Here is a 26310-nt window from a genome sequence, read left to right on the forward strand (position 1 = left end):
TACAAATGGATTTAAATGAATTTAAATCAATTGCATTACCACAACTAGAAGATACTTTGCTAGAAGAACTTGAAATAGGTGTTCCAACAAAAGGTAGCTTGTTTGAGGCAATGACTTATTCCGTTAAAGCTGGTGGAAAAAGGATTCGACCATTATTACTTTTAGCTACAATCCAATCATTAGGTGGAAATATAAAGTCTGGACTTTTAGCCGCATCAGCCCTAGAGTATATCCATACGTACTCTTTAATTCACGATGATTTACCAGCAATGGATGATGATGCTTTACGACGTGGTCAACCCACGAATCATATTATTTATGGGGAAGCATTAGCTATTTTAGCAGGCGATGGTTTGTTGACTTTAGGTTTTGAATTGTTAGCCAAGAGTCCTTTGACAGAAAAGCAAAAAGTCAGGTTAATCTTAGCCTTATCTAAGGCTGCAGGAGCAAATGGAATGGTTGTTGGACAAGTCTCTGATATGGAAGGCGAGAGCCAAAAACTAACTTTAACTGATTTACAGAACATTCACAAAAAGAAAACCGGTGAGTTACTTAAATTTGCAGCTTATGCAGGAGCCGTGATTGTAGATGCAGATCAAGAGACAGAAACACAACTTGTTAAATTTGCTAGCCATTTAGGCTTAGCTTTCCAAATTCGGGATGATATTTTGGATGTTATAGGGACAACTGCTGAACTTGGCAAAGAAACAGGAATGGATGCTGTGCATCAAAAAAGTACCTATCCAGGTTTGTTGACTTTAGCAGGAGCAAAAAAAGAGTTAGCCGAAGAATTAGCGAAAGCTCAAACTAGCTTAGCGAATTTGAACAATAAATCAGTTGCCGATACTCAATTGTTAGAAGATTTTATTACACTATTAGAGATTTAAAGAGAAAGATAGGCGAAGTTATGAAGAAAGAACGAGTAGATGTCCTTTTAGTTGAACAAGGTCTTTTTGAGACGCGTGAGAAAGCTAAAAGAGCAATAATGGCTGGACAAATCTATAATCAAAATGAAGAACGCTTGGATAAACCAGGAGAAAAAATTCCAACAGAAACAAGCTTGAAGATAAAAGGTGAGACCTTACGTTATGTGAGCCGCGGTGGACTCAAGTTAGAAAAAGCATTAGAAGTTTTTGAGGTAACTGTTGAAGATAAAATCATGTTAGATATTGGTTCATCAACAGGTGGATTCACAGATGCAGCTTTACAAAATGGAGCAAAAATGAGCTATGCATTAGATGTTGGATACAATCAATTAGCCTGGAAATTACGACAAGATCCTCGTGTCGAAGTGATGGAACGTGTGAATTTTAGACATAGTACTCCAGAAGACTTCACTAAAGGTCAGCCAACAATTGCTTCAATCGATGTATCTTTTATTTCTTTACGTTTAATTTTACCAGTATTAAAAAATATTCTGGCACCTGGTGGAGATGTGCTGGCTTTAATCAAACCACAATTTGAAGCAGGGCGTGAGGGTGTTGGAAAAAAAGGAATTGTTCGTGATCCAGCCGTTCATAAGCAAGTTTTAGAAGATATGGTCCATTTCGTAATTGGGATCGGCTATGATGTTATGGCTTTGGATTACTCTCCTATTACTGGTGGCGAAGGAAATATTGAATTTTTGATGCATCTAAAATGGAATCAAAAAACAACAGGCACGATTGCTTATACAGTAAATATAGACCATACGCTAGCTAGTGCATATGATACGCTTAAAAGTAAATAAACAGCCGAAGCACCTTGTTTTTTAGCAAGGTGTTTTTTCACTGTATTTTGTTTATTATTTTCTTTTTTATACAATTAATTTGTTATTTTTGGCAATTTTTTGATTTTTATGGCTTAGTTCTTTTATATAAGAGCAAAATGCGGTATGATGGTACTAAATAAATGTATAAATATACTGTTTTAGAAACTGAGGTGTAATCATGAAAAAGAAAGAAAGACATCAATTGTTAAAAGAGTTAATTCAAGAGCATGTAATTGAAAAACAAGAAGATTTTGTTCGAGTGTTAGAGGAAAAAGGCATTGAAGTCACACAAGCGACTATCTCGAGAGATATCAAAGAACTACATTTAGTCAAAGTTCCAGCTCAAACTGGAGGTTATCGCTACAGCTTACCACCTGATATCCAATTTGATACTGCTAAAAAATTAGAACGTTTAATCAAGGATGCCTTTGTTTCTATTGATTATCAAGATTATTTTTTAGTTCTGAAAACGATACCTGGTAACGCATACGCTCTAGGTAAATTGATTGAGTCCTCTAATTTTGATGGAGTTTTTGGCACAATTGCAGGAGATGACACCATCTTAATTATTTGTCGTTCAGCTACAGCAGCCAATCAAATCCAAGACCAACTACTAAGTTTGGTATAATGTATAAAAATTTGTATGATTCATTAAAGAGGTGAAAGTTGTGCTACAAGAGTTAGCAATTAAAAATTTTGCAATCATTCATGATTTGTCTTTAAGCTTTGAAACAGGAATGACCGTTTTAACTGGTGAAACTGGGGCTGGTAAATCGATTATTATTGATGCCGTTGGTTTACTAGCAGGTGGCCGTGCTTCAAGTGATTTTATTCGTCATGGTGAAAATAAATGCGTCTTAGAAGGATTATTTACGTTAAATAAGGATGCTCTTACTTTTGAATTATTAAAAGAATTTGATATTGATTTTGAAGATGAAACCGTCTTAATTCAACGTTATATTCATCGAAATGGTAAAAATGTTTGTCGAATTAATGGTAGACTGGTTACGATTGCGACGTTACGCTTAATTGGAGAAACAATGATTGATATTCATGGTCAGAATGAACATCAAGAACTAATGAATCCTGAGCGACATTTAGATATGTTGGATCAATTCGGTGATCAAGAGTTAGTTCAGCTACTGACGGACTACGATTCTACTTATGTAGAGTATCAAAAAGTAAAAAAAGCCTATGACAAATGGCAAAGTAGTGAACAAGAATTAGCTCAACGAATGGATATGCTTGTGTACCAAACAAACGATATTGAATTAGCTGAGCTCGTTTCTGGAGAAGAAGAAGCACTAATAGAAGAAAAAAATTTATTGGTTAATTATCAGCGAATTGTTGGTGCTTTATCTGTTAGTTACGATGCACTTCAAGGTGAAGAAGGCAGTGGTGTTGATTTAATAGGAACAGCTATGACTGAAATGACCACAATAGATTCTCTAGATGAAAGCTATCGCCAAATTTCAGAAAATATTGCAAACAGTTACTTCCAATTGCAAGAAGCAGCTAGTGAAATTTTAAGGGAAATGGATCAATTAGCTTATGATGAAGAGCGTTTAAATGAAATTGAAAAACGCTTAGACTTTATTCAACAAATGAAGCGTAAGTACGGAGAAAGTGTTCAAGAAGTTCTTGATTATTACGAAAAAATTATTGTTGAATTGGATCAAATTCAAAATCGTGAGACACATATGAATGAACTGATTAGCCAATTAGGAATGCTGTCTAAAAGTTTATCGGAAAAAGCAGAAACTGTTTCGCTTAAAAGACAGGAAATTGCTCGACTTTTAGAAAAAGAAATTCATGAGCAACTAAAAGAGTTATATATGGAAAAAGTAATCTTTGAAGTTCGATTTTTAGCAACTGAAAAAGCTGGTGAAATGAAAACATTTAATGAAAAAGGCCAAGATATCGTGGAATTTTATATTGCAACAAACCCAGGAGAGCCGCTAAAACCTTTAGCAAAAGTTGCCTCTGGTGGAGAACTTTCACGAATGATGTTAGCGATGAAAACTATTTTTTCTAAGTCACAAGGAATTACAAGTATTATATTTGATGAAGTAGATACAGGGGTTAGCGGTAGAGTCGCACAAGCAATTGCCAATAAAATTTACTTGGTGGCAATCCATTCACAGGTTTTATGTATTACACATTTGCCACAGGTTGCGGCAATGGCAGATCATCATTTGTTTATTTCAAAAACACAAGTTGATGAGCGAACTGAAACTCATGTGACGGCATTGCAACAAAAGGAAAAAGTTCAAGAAGTGGCTAGAATGTTAGCTGGAACTGAAATTACAAAGTTAACGATTGAACACGCTAAAGAATTACTAAAATTAGCAAAAACTGAAAAAGAAAAATACAATTCTATCTAAAAATAAGGTTATCTAATGAAGAAATTAGATAACCTTATTTTTTTGAAACCGGAAACAATGTTGCTACATAACTAATTTGAGAAAAATTTAAATTAATTACATAATCATGTCAAAAATGTGACAGAAATTATATGAATTTATGAATTATTAAAAAGTACGGGTTTTTTTGTACAAGTTATTTTATTAAATCGGTATACTGATAGTAAGCTTTTAAGCTTGGAGAAAATAAAAGGACTAAATCAATACAGAGTACCTAGAGGAGGATAAAAAGTGAAAAAGAAGTGGATAGTTGGGATTGTAATTGTCGTTGTTGCTGTCATTGCAATCGTTGTAGCAATAAATATGTCAAAACCTAAGCAACCTGTAAAGAGCCAAAGTAAAGATGATGGGATTGATTACTTTGTCGTTCCAGATGTTGATCAAGTTTATATTAATGGTGCTGTTACACCAGATCAAACAGAATCTTTTACTAAAAAAGAGGCAAATGATTCAGAGCCAGATATCAAAGTAAATAATGGTGATGTTGTCGATGCTGGGACAGTATTGTTTACGTATGAAGATAAGTTAGTCACAAAAGAAATGGAAGAAGGCAACCGAGGGATTAATAAAGGCTATACTCAGAGAGCCAATGCCATTGCGAAGCGTGATCGTGATTTAGCTAATGTTAAGGCTGAAACAATGACTGATCCGGAAACAGGAGAAACAACAACTAGCGATACAACAAAAGAAAAAAATAATATTTCAAGTCAAGCACAAGATACTATTGATAGCATTGACCAGGAAATTCAAGCTTTAAATGAACAAGTTGTCGCTGCTGCTGAGAAGCAGTATATTACTACAACTGCAAAATTTAGAGGTCGAGTGTCAATTCCAGAAGTCAAAGATGCAAGTGCGCCAATTTTACGTTTAACTTCGGAAGGCTTTTATGTAGCTGGAAAAGTAAACGAAAAAGATTTAAGTAAAATTAAATTAGATCAAAAAGCAGATATCAAAGTTGTCTCAAATGGAAATACAGTTACGGGAAAAATTTCATTTATTGATGATAATCCACCAGATGTAGCGTCAAACAATGATGCTTCCGCTGATGCTTCAGGAGGAGCGGCAGCAGGTATGTCTTCTTATTTAGTTAAGTTATCATTGGACTCTTTAGAAGGCATTAAAAATGGCTATCATGTTCAAGCTACAATTAACTTAGGGGATGAATTGATTAAAATCCCAACAGCTGCGATTCGTAAAGATGGTGCAGTAAATTATGTATTAGTTAATGATTTCGGATCGGTAATTCGTCGTGAATTAGTTTTGGGAGAAGAAGATGGGAAAGAAACTACGATTCAATCAGGCTTAGAATCTGCTGATAAAGTTATCGTTTCTTCTAAAAAAGAAATTAAAGAAGGCGATATTTTAGAAGGTGGAGAAGAATCAGTAGATAGTAGCAACAGTGGTGGTCCAGTTGTTACAGCTAACTAGAAGGAGGCGCATTTAAATGACTGAAACAAATGAAAAAGCGCCTTTGATTGTTTTGAAAGATATTAATAAATATTTTCCAGTTGGAAAAGAAAAACTCCGTGTGCTAAAATCGTTGGATTTAACAATTGAAGAAGGCGAATTTATCATGATTATGGGGAAATCTGGTAGTGGGAAAACAACATTAATGAATATTATTGGATTTCTAGACCGGATATCAGAAGGAACATATTTATTTAAAGGCAAAGATGTTTCAACATTATCAGAGAATAAAAAATCTGAGTACCGCAATGAATTTTTTGGGTTCGTTTTTCAACAATTTTTCTTAATTGATTCATTAAATGTTATGCAAAATGTCGAATTGCCAATGGTCTATCAAGGCGTGAAAAAAAGTAGTGAAAAACATGAAAAAGCAAAGAAATATTTGGAACTTGTTGGATTAGGAACAAAAACAAAATCAAAAGCTTCTGAGCTATCTGGTGGTCAACAACAAAGGGTAGCAATTGCCCGAGCGTTAGTCAACGATCCATTGCTAATTATGGCAGATGAACCAACGGGAGCATTAGATAGTGAAACAGGTCGTGAGATTATGGAAACACTAAAAAAATTAAACGAAGAAGGCAAAACCATTGTGATGGTTACCCATGATGCGGATATGACAAAATATGCGACTCGTGTTGTGCATATGAAAGATGGACTCTTTGTTGAGGAAGAGGTGCACCAATGATTATCAATATTTTAATCAGTACTTTTCTGAGCTTAAAAGCACATAAACTCAGAGTTTTCCTAACGATGGTTGGAATTATTATTGGGATTACATCAGTAGTAACTATTTCAACATTAGGTGAAGGGATGAAACAACAAGTTTTATCTGCTACAAGCTCAACAAGTGCGAATAATGTTAAAATCATGTATAGTATGGAACAAGAAGATAACACTGGTATGGGGTATGTTGATTATTCCAATAGTGATTTTAGCTTTTCAATGGTTGATTTAAAAAAAATTAAGGATACCGAAGGATTGGAATCTATTTTTCCTGATTATGGACAACAATTTATGGGCGATTCGATTGACCAAGAATTAGACTACTTTGGAACAAAAGCCTATTTAATGGTGGCGCCAAATACGGGTGGTATCAAGGTGAAATATGGTCGTGATTTTCAACCTAGTGATGCCAATCGAGACCGCATTATTTTAAGTCATACTGTTTTTGATGATTCTATTAGTATGGAGAATCCAGCAGATATGATTAATCAAGCTGTTTCAATTGGTGGCTATATGTATAAAGTGATTGGAATTACAGAGCCAGTTGATTTCGATAGCATGTCAATGACGGATATGATGGGCGGTTTTGATTATATGTCCGCTTATAAAAGCTATATATCAAAAGCTTCGTATAATGAATTGGCAAAATCAAAAGCAATTAGTGGTATTAAGCTAAAGCTGAAGGATGATGTTGATAGGACTCAAGTAATTGGAAGTGTCATTTCTACATTACAAGAACTACATCCAGATGTTAAAGGTATTTTTAAAGAAGATGATTCTAATCAACAAATGCAAAAACAAAATGAAGCTGCAATTGGCGGAATGACTGGATTTTTAATGGCAATTACTGCTATTTCTTTATTAGTTGGTGGGATTGGTGTGATGAATATTATGTATGTTTCGGTGACTGAGCGAAAACGAGAAATTGGGATTCGTCGCGCAATTGGTGCAAAACCTCGCACAATTTTAATTCAGTTTTTGTTAGAAGCTGCATTTATTACTTTATTAGGTGGATTGATTGGGATTGGTTTAGGCTATGGTCTTTCAACGATTGTTGGTGGATTTGTTCAAATCAAACCAGTAATGACCCCACAAATTTTCTTGATTTCTTCGTTAGTATCTATTTTAACAGGGGTTGTTTTTGGGATTATTCCAGCTATCAATGCAGCCAGAATGGATCCAATCAAGGCAATTTATCGATAAATAAACAAGCAAAAAGCCTTTACGCAAGTAAAGGCTTTTTAGTGTTTAGTTTATAAATAAGGTATATAGTACAGTTAGTAAGCCAGAACCAACCATAGCAAATAACATAATCCAAACAACAATTTTAGTTATTTTTTCCATTTTTGTTGGTGCTTTTTTATAAGTAACTTTATTCAAGTCTTTATTTTTCATGAAAATTCCTCACTTTCATCTAAGTCATTAGACCTATTTTACACTTAAACCTGATAAGAATTCAAGAGTTCTTTAAAAAAAATCTTTCTTTTTCAAAAGCCAAACAGTTAAAACACTTGAAATAATCATAATTACCATGATTAGCCAAAATGCACCTGGCGTATCAATAAAGGGAATCTCTACATTCATGCCATAAATCCCACCTAGAATAGTTGGGATAGTAAGAACGATTGTGATAGATGTTAAAATTTTCATAATATTATTTAAATTGTTCGAAACAACTGCAGAAAAAACAGTGCTAACTTGATCAAGTATTTTTTGATACTGGGAAGTCATAATTTGAGCTTGGTTGTTTTCAACAATAACATCATGTAAAAAACTGCGAGTTCGTTCATCTTTACTAAAGCGATCTGTTTCTTTCATAATATCAAAAATCGGACCATTGCTATTAATTGCAGTCGAAAAATAAATCAAACTTTTTTGTAAAGACATTAATGCATACAGCTGTTCGTTTTTTGTAGATTGAGTTAATTGGAGTTCTAAACGTCGTGTTTCAATATCAATTTCTTGTAGAAAACGCATATAAGAAGCCGAAATATACCAAAATAAACGCAAAACAAATTGTTCTTGATGAGTCGTATCTACTGCAAAATTAGGATTATTATGAGTAATTTCAGAGATAAATTGCGGCAAATGTTTACTTGCCGTTATAATTGTATGATCCGTTAAAATAATCGAGATTGGATAGGTCATATATTCCTTATAGCCTAGTTCGCTTTCAATTAGGAACGGATATTGAAGAACGAGTAAAATTGCTGAATTCGTATCTTCTTCCTTTAACATTTCTTGCCTAGAGACTTCATGAGCATCTAAAACGCTGGTAATATAGTCTTTTGGAAATTTAAATTCTTTGACTAATTGATTGACTTCTTCTTCGCTAGGGTCAGACACATGAATCCAACCACCGACATAATCTTCAGAATTAGGAACTAGAACACCTGATTCGTTTGTATGATAACCTTGCCTCATTATGAAAACTCCAATCTATATAAAGTAGCTTATTTATTCTACAAATAGGTCATATAGTATATTCTAACATTATACAACAGAATAGAGAGAAAAGGTTAAGTATAATTTTCTAAAAGTAAATTCTTATATAAAATTTCTAATTGAAAGCTTAATTGCGTATTCTTTACGAATAGCATAGAATAGAGATACTCAATTTAAAGAAAGAAGTGTGAGAACATGTTGGAAGTAAATGAAGATCGTTTAGTAAGCCGGTTTTTGGAATTAATTAAAATCAATTCAGAAACACGTCATGAAGCTTTGATTCAAGAGTATTTAAAAAAAGAGTTTTCTTTATTAGGGCTGACGGTTGAAGAAGATCAAACTAGTGGAGAAACGGGATTTGGTGCAAATAATTTAATTTGTACCCTCAATGGAAATCCTGAAATTGAGCCTTTTTTCTTTTCTTGTCATATGGATACAGTAGCTCCTGGTAATGAAATTAAGCCCGTTATAAAGGATAAGACTATCTATTCAGATGGAACGACGATTTTAGGAGCAGATGATAAGGCTGGAATTGCAATTATGTTTGAAATTATTCACTTATTGAAGGAAAGAAAACTTGCTCATGGAACAATTGAGTTTATCATTTCAGTTGGTGAGGAAAGTGGATTGGTCGGGGCAAATGCATTTGATGTACAACAATTATCTAGTAGTTTTGGGTTTGTTTTAGATACTGGTGGTCCAGTTGGAAGCATTACAGTTGGAAGCCCAACCCAGTATCGCATAGAAGCCATTTTAACTGGTGTTACAGCTCATGCAGGTGTTGCGCCAGAAAAAGGTGTTTCTGCTGCTCAAATAGCAGCTAGTGCGATTCATCAAATGAAATTAGGCAGGATTGATGCTGAAACAACTGCCAATATTGGTTTTATTAATGGTGGGGTGGCAACAAACATTGTGATGGATCGTTTAGAAATTATCGCTGAAGCCCGTTCTGTAAATGCGGACTCCTGCGAAGCTCAGGTGGCACATATGATTGAAACCTTTGAACGGGTAGCAACAGAAATGGGTGGAAAAGCAGCTGTAATTACTGAAAAAAAATATAACGGTTATCGCTTTACGCCAGAAACCAATGTAGTTAAAATAGCTGCAAAAGCTTTAACTAATATAGGTATTAAACCTAACTACCAAGTAAGTGGTGGTGGAAGCGATGCAAATGTATTTAATGGTAAAGGGAAAGAAACGACTAATTTGGCAATTGGTTATGAAAAGATTCATACAGTTCATGAATATTTACCGATTTCTGAGTTTACAAAGGCTGCAGCAATGGCTTATCAAATTGTTGAAGAGATTACTTTAAACTAATTTTGGTAAAAAAGAATTCTATTCTTTTCATTTGGTCAATTATTTGGTAGGATTAGAAGAGCATTAAAAGCACATCAACAAGGTGCAAGATTTGAAGGGAGAGAGTTAGTAATGAGTAAACAAGAAATTGGCGTTATCGGAATGGCCGTAATGGGAAAAAATTTGGCCTTAAATATTGAAAGTCGTGGTTATACTGTTTCGATTTTTAACCGTACTGGTTCAAAAACAGAAGAAGTAATCGCTGAACACCCAGACAAAAAATTAGTTCCAACCTATACAATTGAGGATTTTGTTGCTTCTTTAGAAAAACCACGTCGTATTCTGATCATGGTTAAAGCTGGAGCACCAACAGATAGCACAATTCAAGCATTATTGCCTCACCTAGTTAAAGGCGACATTTTAATTGACGGAGGGAACACATTCTTTGAAGATACAATTCGTCGTAATCAAGAACTAGACCAATCAGGAATTAACTTTATTGGTACTGGTGTTTCTGGTGGAGAAGAAGGCGCATTAAAAGGTCCAGCAATTATGCCTGGAGGCCAAAAAGAAGCCTATGATTTAGTTGCTCCAATTTTAGAAAAAATTGCAGCAGTTGCTAAAGAAGACGGAGAACCTTGTGTCACTTACATTGGCCCTAATGGAGCTGGTCACTATGTGAAGATGGTGCATAACGGGATTGAGTATGGAGATATGCAATTAATTGCTGAATCTTACGCATTATTACGTGATGTTGCAGGCTTGTCAGTTGAAGAAACAGCTGAAGTTTTTGCAGAATGGAATAAAGGCGAGTTAGACAGTTACTTGATGGAGATTACTTCGGATATCTTAACTCGTAAAGACCCTGAAACTGGTAAACCAATCGTTGAAGTTATTTTAGATCGCGCCGGAAATAAAGGAACAGGTAAATGGACTTCACAAAGTGCGTTAGACTTAGGCGTTCCGTTACCACTTATCACAGAGTCTGTTTTTGCTCGCTACATTTCAGCAATGAAAGACGAACGTGTAACAGCTAGCAAAATTTTACCAAAACCAGCTGGCTTTATTTTAGAAGAAGATAAAAAAGAATTTATTGAAAAAGTACGTCAAGCATTGTATTTCAGTAAATTAATGAGTTATGCTCAAGGATTTGCTCAAATGCGTATTGCTAGTGAAGAACACGATTGGGATTTACAATACGGCGATATTGCGAAGATATTCCGTGCTGGTTGTATTATTCGTGCTCGTTTCTTACAAAAAATTACAGATGCATATGTTCGCGAACCTGAATTAAAAAATCTGTTATTAGATGAATACTTTATTGGAATCACTAAAAGTTATCAAGAAGCTGTTCGTGATGTTGTTGGAATCGCAGTTAAAGCTGGTGTTCCAATTCCAACATTCTCATCTGCTATTGCTTACTATGATTCTTACCGTTCAGCTACATTGCCAGCTAATTTAATTCAAGCACAACGCGATTACTTTGGCGCTCATACGTATGAAAGAACAGACAAAGAGGGCGTCTTCCATTATGATTGGTACGGACAAGAAAATAAATAATTTTTAAAAGAAAATACTGAATAAAAACTAGTGGATGCAATAACCTTTCGTGTTGTTTCGTTCACTAGTTTTTTTATTTAATACTAATTATACAAATAACGAAATACTAAAAATGTACAATGGATTGACCATTTGTTTAAAGAAGTAAAAAAGTAAATTAAACTTATGGAATTACTTTTTTGTAAGCGTTTTATTTTAATATATAATAAATGTCAATGTTTTTTAATTTATTTACGAACTTTTTCTGCAAAAATAAAGAATTAGCGATTTAATAGGAAATAACGTTTCTTTTTTATTGGTTTATGGTAAAATAAGATTGATAATTCAATTAGAAAAACATTGTAGTGATACGTCAAACATGTTATTGTACTAAAGGCGTACATTTTAGAGTAAGACCACTGAATGTAAAGGAAAAGGTGATGAGGTATGAATAGAATTTTAATTATTGAAGATGAAAAGAATTTAGCTCGTTTTGTTGAGTTAGAATTAAAACATGAAGGATACGAAACTGAAGTACAAAATAATGGTCGTAAAGGATTGGAAACAGCCCTTGATTCAGATTGGGATGCGATTTTATTAGATTTAATGTTACCAGAATTGAATGGTATAGAAGTTTGTCGTCGTATTCGTCAAGTGAAGAACACTCCGATAATCATGATGACAGCACGAGATTCAGTTATTGATCGCGTTTCTGGTTTAGATCATGGAGCAGATGATTACATTGTTAAACCATTTGCTATTGAAGAGTTATTAGCTCGTTTACGTGCACTTTTACGACGTATTGATATCGAAGGTGAACAAAATGTGACAAAACAAACAACAGTAACGTATCGTGATTTGACGATTGAAAAGGAAAATCGCGTTGTTCGTCGTGGAGATAAAGTGATTGAATTAACTAAACGAGAATATGAATTATTATTAGCTTTAATGGAAAATATTAATGTCGTTTTAGCTCGTGATGTTTTATTAAATAAAGTTTGGGGTTACGAAACAGAAGTTGAAACGAATGTTGTTGATGTTTATATTCGTTATCTACGTAATAAAATTGATGTTCCAGAAGAGGAAAGTTATATTCAAACCGTTCGAGGAACAGGTTATGTGATGCGTTCGTGATTAAAACGACCAAAGAAAGAGAAAAAGAAATTGGTGTAAGGCGCCGTGTTTCTCTCAAATGGAAGTGGACAATTGGAGCAAGTATGGCGATTTTTTTCACCTATACACTTTTTTCTGTCGCAATTTATTTAGGCTTTACTCAGATGATGATTAGTCAAGAAAATAGCAATGTGAATGACATTATGTCAGGTGTAGCAGCAAAATTAAAAGTTGGAAGCAGTAACTTGACAAAAGAAACAGTTAAGAATTCATTGACTCCTAACTACTACGAAATCGACTCAACTGTTGATAATCGCTTTTTGATGACAGAAGGATTAGATACTACAGCAGATGCACTTTTTTCAAAAATTAATGAAATTGGGATAGTTGTTGCTGTGTTTGATCCAAGTGGGTCGAAACTATATGAATCTAGACCTAGTCATGTTACATTTGAAAAAAAACCTAAACCTGAGATTAAAGAGATTAAAATTAACGGTGCTAGGGGCTTAAGTGGTGTCACACCAATAATGTCCTCGCAAAATCAAAATATTATCGGCTATGTTCAAGTAACGAATAATTTAACACGTTACCATGAGATGAGTAATACAGTTTTGTTAGCTATGTTATTAATGGGTTTTCTAGCTCTAGTTGTTAGTGGTGTTTTAGGTTATCTGTTAGCTATTAATTTTTTGCGTCCAATTAAACAAATGACGCAAACGATGAATGATGTTCGCAAAGATACGCAGTCAGATTCTAGAATGATTGTACCAGATAGTAATGATGAACTCAGTCATCTAACTGAGTTATTTAACGATATGTTAGATAAGATGCAGAAATATATTGAACAGCAAAAGCAATTCGTTGAAGATGTTTCCCATGAGTTACGAACTCCCGTTGCGATTATGGAAGGTCATTTAAAACTTTTAGATCGATGGGGTAAAGAAGACCCTGAAATTTTAGAAGAATCTTTGACAGCTTCTTTGCAAGAAATAGAACGAATGAAAAGCTTAGTTCAAGAAATGCTTGATTTATCAAGAGCTGAGCAAGTTGATATTCATTATAAGCATGAATTGACGGATGTTAAAAATATTATTAATCAAGTCTTTAATAATTTCTCAATGATTCATCCTGATTTTGTTTTTAATTTAGATGATGATTTAGCTGGTAATGTGATGGTTCAAATTTACCGGAATCATTTTGAACAAATTTTGATTATACTATTAGATAATGCCGTTAAGTATTCAACAAATCGTAAAGAAATTCATATCTCAGTTGCAGAAGACCTTTATGATATTCAAATTGCAATCCAAGATTTTGGTGAAGGTATTGCGCCAGAGGATCTTCAAAAAATATTTAATCGTTTCTATCGTATTGACAAGGCTAGAAGTCGTGAAAAAGGTGGAAATGGCTTAGGATTAGCTATTGCTAAGGAATTATTGGATGGCTATCAAGGCAATATCACAGTTGAGAGTGTTCTTGATTTTGGAACGATTTTCCGAATTCGTTTACCTATCTATCGAGAGGAAAAATAAACCACAGAAACTGTGGTTTATTTTTTTTGAACAAAAAAAGAGCTCTGATTTCAGAGCTCTTTTAACTTAATTACGACGTTGTTGCTTGCCGTCATTTCGTTTTTTCTTATTGTTAGGGGTACTTTTTTTAGGAGAAGGGCTAACGACTTCGGCCTGTTTAATCGGTGCTGCAGGTTGTACAACAGGTCTGTCTTTTAATTCTTCAGCAATAGCTGCTTTAATTTTAGGTTTGTGGTATAAGTTTGTAATTAATGTTTGGAAACAAGCGAAAACTCCACCCACTAACCAATATAATCCTAATCCAGCAGGAGAAGACCAAGTGAAAACTAAGATCATCACTGGATTCATAAATAACATAGTCCGCATTTGTTTCTTTTGTTCTGGTGAAAGACCAATCATAGAAATAAAGGCTTGGATAACATAAACTAAACCAGCAGCAATTGCTAGATAAGCGTTACGGTCACCTAAATTAATTCCTAAAAAGTTACTTTCTGCAATTTGTGGAGACAAACGAATTGCTTGGAACATAGCTGTAAATACAGGCATCTGAATGAGGATTGGTAGACAACCAATTCCGCCCATCATACTCATATTGTTACGTTTGTAGACATCCATCAATTCTTGTTGTGCAGCTGCTTTTTCTTCAGCTGTTGTTGCTGTTTTTTGTTTTTGTTGAACGACATCAAGCTCAGGTTTGATGAAGGCCATTTTTTCTTGTTGCACCATTGATTTTTTAGATTGGCTTAAGTTTAATGGCAAAATAATGATTCGAACGATTAAAGTAATAAAGATAATCGCCAAGCCATAACTACCATTGAACAAATCAGCTAACCAGATAATCGCATTTCCCGTAGGAACAACTAAATATTCATAGATAAAACCGGTTGGATTTCCTTGCTTATCCATCTTCATACATCCTGAGAGGAATAGGACAAGACTTAAGACTCCACTAGTAAGAACTAGTTTTTTTAATTTATTCATGCTTCACAATCCTTTGTTTAATTTAGTAGGTAACATTCCTACTATACTTTAATTGTGATAAAATTTCAATTGGTTACGGAAAATTTATTTCGAATCATTATGTTAGGATCATCAATAATATCTAAATGATCCACTCTGCCGCTTGGTGAAGGTGATTTTTTAATTTTTTCAATAAATAAATCAATCTCATCTTCGGTACCATTTGCTTCTATATAAACGGATCCGTCATTCTGATTACAAACAATCCCCCCAATTCCGATTTGATCAGCAACCATTTTAGTCATATACCGGAATCCGACACCTTGAACTCTGCCGCTTGCATTCATTTTTATTGTTCTCATAAAGATTCCTCCAGTCAGTTTTTGTTTAGTCTATTTTAACGATGATTATGGTGTTCGTCAAACGTCTTGTTCTCAATCCCGAATTGAGCGCGAAAAGGTGGGCCTATGGTATACTGAAATAGAAATGGAGGGGATCAAATGTATCAAGTGGTGACATTATTTGGCGAATATGAACCTTGGTGGTTCTTTGAAGATTGGAAAGAAGAAATTGTTTCTTTTGAACAGTTTGATTCGTTTTCAGAAGCAAATCAAAACTATCATGAAAAATATATAAAACTAATAGATGATTATGAAAATTATGTCACAAAAAAACATTATTTAACGGCTTTTTGGAATGAAGAAGAAAAGCGTTATTGCGAAGATTGCGAAGATGACATACAATTGTTTCATAGCATCATGCTTTTAAAAGAAGAAAAACCGATGGAAATTAACCATCAGGTAGGTTCAGTTTAGAGAGGAAATCAAATGAAAATTTTAGTTATTGCTGAAAAGCCAAGTGTTGGAAAAGAGCTAGCACGCGTGTTGGGTGCAACACAAAAAAGTAAAAATTATATTGAGGGCAAGGATTATATTGTCACTTGGGCGTTAGGTCATTTGCTAGGACTAAAAATGCCAGAAGATTATAAAAAAGAATGGGCTACTTGGGATATGGAAAGTTTACCTTTAATTCCGCCTAAAATGGCCACAAAACCATTAAAAAATACAGGACATCAATTAAAGGCAATTAAGCAATTAGCGACTCGTAAAGATGTTTCAAGTGCAATAATTGCAACTGATGCAGGACGAGAAGGCGAATTAGTTGCACGTTGGATTTTAGAATATGTGCATTTTAATAAGCCTGTCAAGCGCCTTTGGATTTCATCTCAAACAGACAAGGCGATTAAGGATGGCTTTAAAAATTTAAAACCTAGTCAGGCTTATGACCATTTATATGATTCGGCAATTGCCCGTTCGCAAGCAGATTGGCTAGTTGGTTTGAATGTTACTCGTGCACTAACTGTAAAATATCAAGATAGCTTGTCTGCTGGTCGGGTTCAAACACCGACATTAGCAATGGTGCGTCAGCAGGAAGAGAAAATTGAGAAATTTGTGCCAGAAACGTTCTACACTGTTTCTTTACTTAGCAACGGTGAAAAAGCTCAAGTGACTGAAGGAGCAGCAACTAAATTCAGTGATCGCAAAGAAGCAGAGTCATTAGCAACACGATTAAAAAATCAAGCTGTTAAAGTTGTTGAGGTTAAAGAAAAGCAACAGATTGAGTATGCTCCACTGCCATATGATTTAACTGAATTGCAAAGAGATGCTAATAAACGCTATCAATTTTCAGCTAAAAAAACATTAGGTTTAATGCAAAATTTATATGAACGTCACAAAGTACTGTCTTATCCAAGGACCGATTCGAAGCATTTAACGACGGATATGGCTGCTACAATGAAAGATCGTTTGTTGGCTATTCAAGGATTTGATCCAGAAAGAGTAAAAATAGCCTTGAAAAATGGTGGTAAAGCTACCAATAAAAGTGTCTACAATAATAGTAAAGTTACGGATCATCATGGGATTATTCCAACTGAAGAACGCCCACGAGCAGAAAAAATGGATAATGATGAATTGCGCATTTATCGTATGGTTGTAGAGCGCTTTTTAGGCTTATTCTTACCAGCCTATCAAGCAGTTAAGCACACATACACATTAAGTGTCGATGGAATAAGTTTCAAATTAACGCAAGAGAAGGTCATTGAAAAAGGGTGGAAGGCTGAAGCTGTCGTTAGTAGTCAGACAAGCTATAAAAAAGGGGAAGTCTTAGGCAATCCAAGTTTTACAGTTAATAAACATTTAACAGAAGCGCCGAGTCGTCTGACGGAAGCATCTTTATTACAAAAAATGGAAAAAACCGGACTTGGAACACCAGCAACACGCGCAGAGATTATTGAGAAATTAATTAGCAGCGACTTGATGGAAAGAAATCAAAATAAACTATCCGTTTCGCCAAAAGGGCGTCAATTATTAACTTTGGTTAATCCGGCATTGGTGACTCCTGATTTAACAGCCCAGTGGGAAAAATCTTTAGAAGAAATTGCTAATGGGAAATTAAAAAAAGATCAGTTTATTAAGCAAATTGAATCTGAAACAAGCCGATTAGTGAAGGAAATCAAAACAAGTAACCGCAATTACACAGACCATTCATTAACAAATAAAGTTTGTCCAGAATGTGGTGAAAAACTTAAAGAGAAAAGTGGTCGAGACGGGAAAATTTTAGTCTGTAGTAGTTCTGAATGTTCATACCGTCGTCGTAAAGATCCTAAAGTTTCTATGCATCGATGTTCGCAATGTCATAAAAAAATGGAAGTTCATGAAGGCAAAAATGGAGCTTACTTCAAATGTAAGTACTGTAATATTTCTGAAAAAATAGGCGATAAGAAAAATAAGAAGATGTCTAAGCATGAAGAGAAAAAAATGTTGAAAAAATACAGTCAACCGACCGAAGAAGTTGAAAGTCCATTAGCCTTAGCCTTAAAAGCAGCAATGGCAGACTCTGAGGATTAAATAAATTTATAAATTAAAAGCTAACTTTCTGACGATAAGAGTCTTAAAGTTAGTTTTTATTTTTTTTAGTTAAAAAGAAAAAAATCTTTTCAGTTATAGACAAGAAGACAAGAGTAAGGTACTATTAAAGAGCGCTTATTATTTTATTGGAGGCGTGTTATGGAGATTAAAGTTATTAAAAAGGAAGCAAAAAGTTATTTGAAAGGAAATTGGGGTACGGCAATTGGTAGTATGTTTATCATGGGACTAATAGTGATGGCAATTAACTTTGTTGTATCGATGGTTTCGGGTTTGTCAACAATGTTACAAATGATCCCACTTAGTTATATGGAGAATTCAGAAGAAGCAATGTTAGCCTTAATTCCAGCATTTATTGGAAGCTTGGGAGTTATAATTGTTTTCTCAATCGTAGTAGCTCTTGTTCAGCAATTATTATCAGTGGGTTATAAATGGGCATTATTAGATTTAATTGATGGTAAAAATTATAGTGTTGGTTCATTATTTCAAGGTTTTAACCGCACAAGCTTTAAAACGATTGGCTTAATCATTATGATGGGTATTTTTACTGGATTATGGAGTCTATTGTTTATTGTTCCAGGTATTATTAAAAGCTATAGTTATAGCCAAGCTTTAAATATTTTAAAAGACAATCCTGAAATTGGGATTATGGATGCTATTACAGCTAGCCGAAAATTAATGGATGGCAAAAAAGGGCAATTATTTGTTCTTCAATTAACATTTATTTTATGGTATGTGATTCCAGTTATAGTATTAATTCTCGTTATTGTATTATTAGGTGCATTAGGAGGCAGCAACGAGAGTAACGGCTTCTTTTTAGCGTTTGCATTACTAGGTTATTTTGCCCTTATAATTTATATCTTAGTTATTAACTTCTATATTTATCCTTATCTTACAACTTCAGAGCAAAATTTTTACCGTCACTTAACTGATGTGAAAATTGATGAAAAAGTAGCTGAAATTTAATTTTTAGTTTCTTCTATTTAAAAGTTGTTCATTCGAGAACTGAAATTCTCGAATGAACAACTTTTTTTGTTGCAATCGTTAAAGGAATGCACAAAAAAGGGGACAAATGTTCTCCTTTTTGTGTATAATAGGTAAGGTAGATGAAAGGAGCAAAATCGTGGCACAAAAAAAGAAAAAGAAAAAAAATACAAAAAAACAACAAGGACGCAACCTTTCAATTGAAATTATCGGATTAATATTTATTTGTTCCGCTATTTTAGCAGGAATTAAACTGGGTTTTGTTGGTCGTTTAATGGCTAATTTATTCCGCTTTTTTGTGGGAAATACCTATTTGGTTAGTGTACTTATTTTTGGGTTATATGGCACTTATTTATTAATTCGCGGCAAAGAGCCAGTGTATAAAAACAAAAAAATTATTGGGTTTAGTGTAATTTATACTAGTGTTTTAATCTTATTTCACGCTTTTTTATTCGGTCCAATTATGGATACCAAGGTCAATGTGATTTCTGCAACAATTCGCTATTTCATGACGGATATGTCTGCTAGTACAACAAGTCAATCGCTTGGTGGTGGGATGATTGGTGCATTATTGTATAGTTTGAGTTACTTTTTGTTTTCTCAATGGGGAACTTATTTAATTAGTGGGCTCATTTTTGTAATTGGAATTTTTCTGTTCTTTAATTTATCGTTTAAAGTGGCATTAGAGTATGTTCGCAATTATCTTAGAAAAATGTATGCACTGTTAAAAGAGAAATGGATTGTGTACAAAGAGCAACAAGCGATAAAGAAAACTCAACAAGAAAAGAGTCAAGCAGAAGCAGTTGCTAAAAATAAGGTTAAGCCAATCTCAGCTGGGAAAAAATTGGCTGAGGAAGTGAAGGAACCTGAAAAAGGTGAGGCTCAGCAGTTAAATTTAGAAATCGATAGTTACCAAAGTCGGGTGCAAAAGCCTGAAGTAAAAGTAGAACAAGCAACAGAGGCAATGGATGTAAGTGACGCGAATGAAGAGGGGTTAAGTGAACTAGAATTTGAAATTCAAGCAGAGCCTGAAAATCGTGATTACCAATTGCCACCAACATCACTACTAAATGAAATTGAAGCCTTGGATCAAACCAATGAATACGCGCTGATTAAATTAAACGTGAAAAAGCTAGAGGAAACTTTTGCTAGTTTTGGTGTAGAAGCTAAAGTAACAAAAGCGAATTTGGGTCCAGCAGTAACTAAGTATGAAGTGCAGCCAGCTGTTGGGGTTAAAGTTAGTAAAATTGTTGGATTAAGTGACGATATTGCTCTGGCCTTGGCTGCCAAAGATATTCGAATGGAAGCGCCAATTCCAGGGAAGTCATTTATTGGAATTGAAGTTCCTAATAGTGAAGTGAGTACTGTTGCTTTTCGTGACATTATTGAAGGCCAAACGATTCATCCAGATAAATTATTGGAAGTTCCTTTGGGCAGAGATATTACTGGATCTGTGGCTGTAGCTGACTTAAGCAAAATGCCTCATTTATTAGTTGCGGGTTCAACTGGTAGTGGCAAATCAGTTTGTATTAATGGCATTATTACAAGCATCTTGATGCGCGCTAAACCGAACGAAGTTAAATTGATGATGATTGATCCGAAAATGGTCGAGCTAAATGTATACAATGGAATTCCGCATCTTTTAACGCCAGTTGTGACAAATCCTAAAAAAGCTGCTCAAGCTTTGCAAAAAGTTGTTATCGAGATGGAACAGCGGTATGAAAAATTTGCTGCGACAGGTATGAGAAATATAACCGGTTATAACGCTATGGTGATTGAACACAATTTGGAAAATGGTGAAAATAATCCGACATTGCCTTATATTGTTGTTATTGTCGATGAGTTAGCCGATTTAATGATGGTCGCAAGTAATGAAGTTGAAGAGTCAATTACTCGTTTAGCGCAAATGGCTCGTGCAGCGGGAATTCATATGATCTTAGCTACTCAAAGACCTAGTGTGGATGTTATTACTGGGATTATTAAAGCTAATGTCCCTTCAAGAATAGCTTTCGCTGTTTCTAGTGGAACGGATTCACGAACGATTATTGATGGAAGTGGTGCTGAAAAATTATTGGGCCGTGGAGATATGCTCTTTTTACCAATGGGAGAAAATAAACCTGTTCGTGTTCAAGGGGCCTTCATTTCAGATGCAGAAGTTGAACGCGTTGTTGAATTTGTAACAGAGCAACAAGGAGCGAACTATCAAGAAGAAATGATGCCAACTGAAATTCCTGAAACGGTTAACGGCGAAGTTCAAGACGAATTATACGATGATGCTGTTGCGATGGTTTTAGAGATGCAAACAGCTAGTATATCTTTGTTGCAACGTCGTTTTAGAATTGGGTATAATCGAGCTGCTCGTTTAGTGGATGAAATGGAGATGCGTGGTATTGTAGGTCCTTCTGAAGGAAGTAAACCACGTAAAGTTAATATTACTCATTTACCCCAAAGAGAGTCAGAAGAATCAAATCCAACTTAAAAAAGAGCTTAATATGTAAATCGTTGTTAGCAGGTTAGTTCTGTTGACGACGATTTTTTTATTAATCGAAAGCCAATTCTTAATAAAGAGGCCTTGAAAATGATAATATCATTAAAAAGTGAACGTTTTTTAAGAAAAACGGTTTCATTAATCGCATTAGCAGTTTATTTTCTGAGTGAAAGGTGGTAGAATACAGATGAGTGATGAATTGCTAGTTTTAGCGACTCATTTTCATATAAAAAATGTTGGAGGGGTTCTAAATTGAAAAAACGTAATCTTATGGGTCTACTTGCACTAGGTGTTGGTGTTAGTATGACATTAGCTGCTTGTGGTGGCAACAGTGGAGACAAAGGCAAAGATGGTGGAGATGATAAAAAAACAACTCACACAGCAGCAATGGTAACAGATGTTGGTGGAGTGGATGATAAATCCTTCAACCAATCAGCTTGGGAAGGTTTACAAGCGTGGGGTAAAGAACATGGCCTTAAAAAGGGGAAAGATGGCTTTAACTATTTGCAATCAAACTCTGACTCAGATTTCGTAACAAATTTAAACAGTGCCGTTAAAGGTAATTTTAATACCGTATTTGGAATTGGATATAAAATTGCACCAGCATTAGAAGATGTAGCTAAACAAAATCCTAAAACAAACTTTGCAATCATTGATTCAGTTGTTGAAGGAGATAACGTAGTTTCAATCGTCTTTAAAGATAATGAAGCTGCATTTTTAGCAGGAGTTGCTGCTGCTAAAACAACTGAAACGAAAAAATTAGGTTTCATTGGTGGACAAGAAGGCGAAGTAATTGGCCGTTTTGAAGCTGGATTTATTGCAGGTGTAAAAGCTGTTGATCCTGATATCGATGTAAAAGTTGAATATGCTGGTTCATTTGGTGATCCTGCAAAAGGGAAACAACTAGCAGCTGCAATGTATAACAGTGGCATTGATATTATCTATCAAGCAGCTGGCGATACTGGTAATGGTGTCTTCTCAGAAGCTAAAGATATCATGAAAGCTGATGAGTCTAAAAAAGTTTGGGTTATCGGTGTTGACCGTGATCAAGATGCTGAAGGTGAATATGACGGAGGAAACTTAACATTAACTTCAACCCTTAAAGGTGTAGCTGCAACGGTTATTGATATTTCAAACCGTGCAATGGACGATAAATTCCCTGGTGGCGAAACATTGACTTATGGATTGAAAGAAGATGGCGTTGGTATCACTGAAGGAAATCTTTCTAAAGAAGTTCTGAAAGATGTCGATGATTATAAAGCACAAATTATTGATGGAAAAGTTGAAGTTCCAGAAAAACCTTAATTTCATTCATCTATATAAAAAGACCGAAGCAGCTGCTTCGGTCTTTTTACTTAGTAGAAGTTAATTTAGCACCATATTCTTTTTTCATAATAGATAGTAATACAACTACATGATTGACTTCATAACTTTTAGCTGCAAACAGAAAGGTTAGTGTTTCATGCTGACTTTTTTTGCTAAGCTCTTGCATTTTATTTTTAGCCGTTGTAGAAGAAAATAATTCTTTTCGATAGGCGGCAGCAAATTCAGGCATTTTTTCTTCTTCATGGTTAAACCATTTACGCAATTGTGTAGAAGGTGCGAGTTCTTTTGCCCAATAGTCAAGATGAGCTGAAGTTTTTTTGATTCCTCTTGGCCAAAGTCGATCGACTAGGACGCGTGTCCCATCGGTTGCATCATAGTCTTCATAAATCCGTTTCATAGCTAACATAATTAGGACTTCTTTCTTTTAGATTTTTTATTTGTCTCTATTATTATAACATTCGGAAACGATAACCGTAAAAAATTAGCTGGAATGAATGCTCATTCTTTGATTAAATGTTACTCTTTTTAATGCATACACGAATAAAAAGTGAAAAAATTTATTTATTCTTTCTTTTTTTCATGAAAATAACAGAATACTTTCATTTTTAGCTAGCCCTTTCATTTTAAATAAAGTATAATATACAAGGAAAAACAGCAATTATAAAGAAGGAGTGAGCCAACGTGACAGGGACAGATTATGTAATTGAAATGTCTGGAATAACCAAGCAATTTGGCGATTTCAAGGCCAATGATAACATTAATCTCCAATTAAAAAAGGGTGAGATACATGCTCTTTTAGGTGAAAACGGTGCGGGTAAATCCACACTAATGAATATTCTTTCTGGGCTTCTTGAGCCAACTTCCGGGGATATTAAGATTAATGGAAAAAAAGTAACAATTTCGTCTCCTAGTATGGCTAATAAGTTAGGAATTGGAATGGTTCATCAACACTTCATGTTAGTGAAGAAGTTTACCGTTACTGAAAATATTATTTTAGGTAGCGAACCAAGTAAACTAGGCTTTATTGATAAGCTTGCTGCAAAAAAAATTATTAAGGAACTATCAGGTAAATATGGTCTGGCAGTGGATGCAAATGCTGTTGTAGAAGATATCTCGGTTGGGATGGAGCAACGAGTTGAAATTATTAAAACACTTTATCGTGGTGCGGATATTTTAATTTTAGATGAACCAACGGCTGTGTTAACGCCTCAAGAAATTGGTGAATTAATTGAGATCATGCACGAACTAGTTAAAGAAGGTAAATCCATTATTTTAATTACCCACAAACTAGACGAGATTAAGCAAGTTGCTGATCGTTGTACAGTTATTAGACGTGGACAAAGTATTGGTACTGTAAATGTAAAAGAAACAAGTCAACAACAGTTAGCTGATATGATGGTTGGACGTTCAGTGTCATTTAAAACAACGAAAACGGCCGCAAAACCAAAAGAAGTAGTTTTATCTGTTGAAAACTTGATTGTTAAAGAGTCTCGTGGTTTGGATGCGGTTAAAGATTTAAGTTTAGAAGTTCGAGCCGGTGAAGTTTTAGGAATTGCAGGAATTGACGGAAATGGTCAAAGCGAATTGATTCAAGCGATTACTGGTTTAAGTAAAGTTGAAAAAGGAAAAATTACGTTAAATGGTCGAGAAATTCAAAATCTACCACCACGTAAAATTACTGAGACTGGTTTAGGTCACATTCCTGAAGATCGCCATAAATATGGTTTAGTCTTACCAATGAGTTTAGAAGATAATATTGCGTTACAAACCTACTATCAAAAACCATTAAGTAGCCATGGTTTCCTAAATCAACAAGCAATTAATACCTATGCTAAAAAATTAATTGCTGAATTTGATGTTCGTTGTCACAATGAACGTGTGCCAGCAAGTGCCTTGTCTGGGGGAAATCAACAAAAAGCGATTATTGCTCGTGAGTTAGATCGAAATCCGTCACTCTTAATTGCAGCTCAGCCAACTCGTGGTTTAGATGTTGGAGCAATTGAATATATTCACAAACGTTTGATTGAGCAACGAGATAATGATAAAGCTGTTTTATTAATGAGTTTTGAATTAGATGAAATTTTAAATGTTTCAGATCGTATCGCTGTTATGTATGAAGGCAATATTGTCGCAGTGGTAAAACCTGAGGAAACAACGAGGGAAGAGTTAGGCTTATTGATGGCTGGTTCTTCACTTGAAAAAGCCCGTGCAGCAGAGTCTGCTGGAAAGGAGCACTCGATTGAATCATAAAAGTGAACGTCTTATAAATATATTAGTTCCGGTTTTATCTGTTGTTTTAGGTTTGTTATTAGGTGCCATTATTATGTGGTCTTTTGGTTACGATCCAGTTTTAGGTTATACCTCTTTAGTTGAGGGAGCATTTGGTGGGCCTTTTTATATAGGTGAAACATTGCGTCAAGCAACACCATTAATTTTAACTGCATTAGGTTTTGCGGTAGCCAATACGGCAGGATTTTTCAATATTGGTGTTGCCGGTCAAGCACTATTTGGTTGGGTTGGATCGGTTACGATGGCATTAATGATGCCTGATTTACCTAAGCTGCTTTTAGTTCCACTTTGCTTGATCGTTGGTGCTTTATGTGGCGCTATCTGGGCTGGAATTGCTGGTTTTTTACGTGCTTATTTTGATACCAGTGAAGTGATTGTAACGATTATGTTAAACTATACGGCTTTATATATCGCGAATCATATGGTTCGGAATGTATTAACCAAAGGGGACGATGCGACACCGCGGATTTCTGAAAATGCAAGTTTGCGTTCAGAGTGGTTAGCCCAAATTAGTGATAATTCAACGCTCCATTATGGTCTATTATTAGCAATTATTATGTGTGTTGTCGTTTGGATTATGATGCAAAAAACGACTTTGGGTTATGAATTACGTGCCGTTGGATTAAATCCATATGCTTCAGAGTATTCAGGTATGAGTACGAAGAAAAATATTATCTTAGCTATGGTTATTTCTGGTGGTTTAGCTGGTTTAGGTGGTAGTATGGAAGGTTTAGGAAATTTCCAAAATCTATTTGTCCAAGGCAGTATGCCGAGCATTGGCTTTGACGGAATGGCTGTTTCTTTATTAGGAGCAGGAAATCCATTTGGGATATTACTAGCAGGTCTTTTATTTGGAGCATTGAAAATTGGTGGAATTAGCATGCCAATGGGATCAGATGTTCCGACAGAAGTTGTTGATATTGTTATTGCCTCAATTATTTTCTTCGTTGGTTCAAGTTATTTGATTCGTTACTTTATGAATAAGGCAAAACGACCAAATCGTAAAATAGCTGCAACTAACAGCGAAGCTAAGAAAGGGGTGAATTAA

The 26310-nt window shown here is 34.8% G+C and carries 23 protein-coding genes; 18 read left to right on the plus strand and 5 right to left on the minus strand.

Translation table 11 applies throughout. The features are described from left to right. Window positions 1–5: 5 nt before the first annotated feature. The 7 genes from MHI00_RS06550 (at window position 6) to MHI00_RS06580 (ending at window position 7566) form a co-directional block, all read left to right on the plus strand. Window positions 6–887, plus strand: a complete 882-nt coding sequence (locus MHI00_RS06550) for a polyprenyl synthetase family protein (RefSeq protein ID WP_341112140.1) — start codon at window positions 6–8, stop codon at window positions 885–887. A gap of 20 nt (window positions 888–907) precedes the next feature. Continuing rightward, on the plus strand, window positions 908–1729 hold the full coding sequence (locus tag MHI00_RS06555; RefSeq protein ID WP_010054194.1) for a TlyA family RNA methyltransferase: 822 nt from the start codon (window positions 908–910) through the stop codon (window positions 1727–1729). Between the two features lie 199 nt (window positions 1730–1928). Beyond that, window positions 1929–2378: a transcriptional regulator AhrC/ArgR gene (ahrC, locus tag MHI00_RS06560; RefSeq protein ID WP_010054195.1), complete on the plus strand. Its 450-nt coding sequence runs from the start codon at window positions 1929–1931 to the stop codon at window positions 2376–2378. A gap of 40 nt (window positions 2379–2418) precedes the next feature. Next, window positions 2419–4134 (plus strand): DNA repair protein RecN, encoded by a 1716-nt coding sequence (gene recN / locus MHI00_RS06565; RefSeq protein WP_332489450.1) that lies wholly within the window; start codon window positions 2419–2421, stop codon window positions 4132–4134. A 270-nt stretch (window positions 4135–4404) separates the two neighbouring features. Then, window positions 4405–5601, plus strand: a complete 1197-nt coding sequence (locus tag MHI00_RS06570) for an efflux RND transporter periplasmic adaptor subunit (protein ID WP_010054200.1) — start codon at window positions 4405–4407, stop codon at window positions 5599–5601. Between the two features lie 16 nt (window positions 5602–5617). Beyond that, the gene (locus tag MHI00_RS06575) at window positions 5618–6325 is read left to right on the plus strand and encodes an ABC transporter ATP-binding protein (RefSeq protein ID WP_010054202.1); all 708 of its coding nucleotides are present in this window, start codon (window positions 5618–5620) and stop codon (window positions 6323–6325) included. Then, complete coding sequence (locus MHI00_RS06580) at window positions 6322–7566, plus strand: ABC transporter permease (RefSeq protein ID WP_035063735.1); 1245 nt, start codon at window positions 6322–6324, stop codon at window positions 7564–7566. Before MHI00_RS06575 ends, MHI00_RS06580 begins: the two co-directional genes overlap by 4 nt. Before the next feature lie 45 nt (window positions 7567–7611). Here MHI00_RS06580 and MHI00_RS06585 read toward each other — a convergent pair whose 3' ends face one another. Both MHI00_RS06585 and MHI00_RS06590 read right to left on the minus strand, forming a co-directional pair. Next, complete coding sequence (locus MHI00_RS06585) at window positions 7612–7758, minus strand: DUF4044 domain-containing protein (RefSeq protein WP_010054204.1); 147 nt, start codon at window positions 7756–7758, stop codon at window positions 7612–7614. Between the two features lie 72 nt (window positions 7759–7830). Further along, on the minus strand, window positions 7831–8787 hold the full coding sequence (locus MHI00_RS06590) for a magnesium transporter CorA family protein (protein WP_010054205.1): 957 nt from the start codon (window positions 8785–8787) through the stop codon (window positions 7831–7833). Window positions 8788–9003: 216 nt separating this feature from the next. Between MHI00_RS06590 and MHI00_RS06595 the strand changes: the two genes are divergently transcribed. From MHI00_RS06595 to MHI00_RS06610, 4 genes are all read left to right on the plus strand, one after another. After that, the gene (locus MHI00_RS06595) at window positions 9004–10128 is read left to right on the plus strand and encodes a M20/M25/M40 family metallo-hydrolase (protein WP_341112151.1); all 1125 of its coding nucleotides are present in this window, start codon (window positions 9004–9006) and stop codon (window positions 10126–10128) included. A gap of 111 nt (window positions 10129–10239) precedes the next feature. Further along, window positions 10240–11667 carry an NADP-dependent phosphogluconate dehydrogenase gene (gene gndA, locus MHI00_RS06600; RefSeq protein ID WP_341112153.1) on the plus strand — a complete coding sequence of 476 codons (1428 nt, stop codon included), beginning with the start codon at window positions 10240–10242 and terminating at the stop codon, window positions 11665–11667. A 426-nt stretch (window positions 11668–12093) separates the two neighbouring features. Beyond that, window positions 12094–12780 carry a response regulator transcription factor gene (locus MHI00_RS06605; RefSeq protein WP_010054209.1) on the plus strand — a complete coding sequence of 229 codons (687 nt, stop codon included), beginning with the start codon at window positions 12094–12096 and terminating at the stop codon, window positions 12778–12780. Continuing rightward, entirely contained in the window at window positions 12777–14291 is a 1515-nt protein-coding gene (locus tag MHI00_RS06610; RefSeq protein ID WP_010054211.1) for a HAMP domain-containing sensor histidine kinase, read from the plus strand. Before MHI00_RS06605 ends, MHI00_RS06610 begins: the two co-directional genes overlap by 4 nt. Window positions 14292–14357: 66 nt before the next feature. On the opposite strand, the gene yidC is transcribed toward MHI00_RS06610, so the two are convergent. Together yidC and MHI00_RS06620 are read right to left on the minus strand one after the other, a co-directional pair. Beyond that, window positions 14358–15272, minus strand: coding sequence for a membrane protein insertase YidC (yidC, locus tag MHI00_RS06615; protein WP_341112160.1), 915 nt, complete (start codon window positions 15270–15272; stop codon window positions 14358–14360). Window positions 15273–15337: 65 nt separating this feature from the next. Beyond that, complete coding sequence (locus tag MHI00_RS06620) at window positions 15338–15613, minus strand: acylphosphatase (protein WP_010054214.1); 276 nt, start codon at window positions 15611–15613, stop codon at window positions 15338–15340. Window positions 15614–15751: 138 nt separating this feature from the next. Between MHI00_RS06620 and MHI00_RS06625 the strand changes: the two genes are divergently transcribed. The 5 genes from MHI00_RS06625 (at window position 15752) to MHI00_RS06645 (ending at window position 22952) form a co-directional block, all read left to right on the plus strand. After that, window positions 15752–16066, plus strand: coding sequence for a DUF1033 family protein (locus tag MHI00_RS06625; protein ID WP_135055507.1), 315 nt, complete (start codon window positions 15752–15754; stop codon window positions 16064–16066). A 12-nt stretch (window positions 16067–16078) separates the two neighbouring features. Beyond that, window positions 16079–18157 carry a DNA topoisomerase III gene (locus MHI00_RS06630; protein WP_341112167.1) on the plus strand — a complete coding sequence of 693 codons (2079 nt, stop codon included), beginning with the start codon at window positions 16079–16081 and terminating at the stop codon, window positions 18155–18157. A gap of 159 nt (window positions 18158–18316) precedes the next feature. Beyond that, window positions 18317–19141 (plus strand): DUF975 family protein, encoded by an 825-nt coding sequence (locus MHI00_RS06635; protein ID WP_057000787.1) that lies wholly within the window; start codon window positions 18317–18319, stop codon window positions 19139–19141. Window positions 19142–19298: 157 nt separating this feature from the next. Then, complete coding sequence (locus MHI00_RS06640) at window positions 19299–21638, plus strand: FtsK/SpoIIIE family DNA translocase (RefSeq protein ID WP_341112170.1); 2340 nt, start codon at window positions 19299–19301, stop codon at window positions 21636–21638. A gap of 261 nt (window positions 21639–21899) precedes the next feature. Then, the gene (locus MHI00_RS06645; RefSeq protein ID WP_010054225.1) at window positions 21900–22952 is read left to right on the plus strand and encodes a BMP family lipoprotein; all 1053 of its coding nucleotides are present in this window, start codon (window positions 21900–21902) and stop codon (window positions 22950–22952) included. 46 nt (window positions 22953–22998) lie between these two features. Here MHI00_RS06645 and MHI00_RS06650 read toward each other — a convergent pair whose 3' ends face one another. Next, complete coding sequence (locus MHI00_RS06650) at window positions 22999–23379, minus strand: DUF488 domain-containing protein (RefSeq protein WP_015076699.1); 381 nt, start codon at window positions 23377–23379, stop codon at window positions 22999–23001. Between the two features lie 302 nt (window positions 23380–23681). Here MHI00_RS06650 and MHI00_RS06655 point away from each other — a divergent pair, with 302 nt between their 5' ends. Together MHI00_RS06655 and MHI00_RS06660 are read left to right on the plus strand one after the other, a co-directional pair. Beyond that, window positions 23682–25223: an ABC transporter ATP-binding protein gene (locus MHI00_RS06655; RefSeq protein WP_033257515.1), complete on the plus strand. Its 1542-nt coding sequence runs from the start codon at window positions 23682–23684 to the stop codon at window positions 25221–25223. Further along, window positions 25213–26310 carry an ABC transporter permease gene (locus MHI00_RS06660; protein WP_015076698.1) on the plus strand — a complete coding sequence of 366 codons (1098 nt, stop codon included), beginning with the start codon at window positions 25213–25215 and terminating at the stop codon, window positions 26308–26310. The genes MHI00_RS06655 and MHI00_RS06660 overlap by 11 nt, the downstream gene beginning before the upstream one ends.

It is taken from the genome of Carnobacterium sp. FSL E2-0243 (assembly GCF_038003605.1).
In the GTDB taxonomy this organism is placed as follows: Bacteria; Bacillota; Bacilli; order Lactobacillales; family Carnobacteriaceae; genus Carnobacterium; species Carnobacterium maltaromaticum.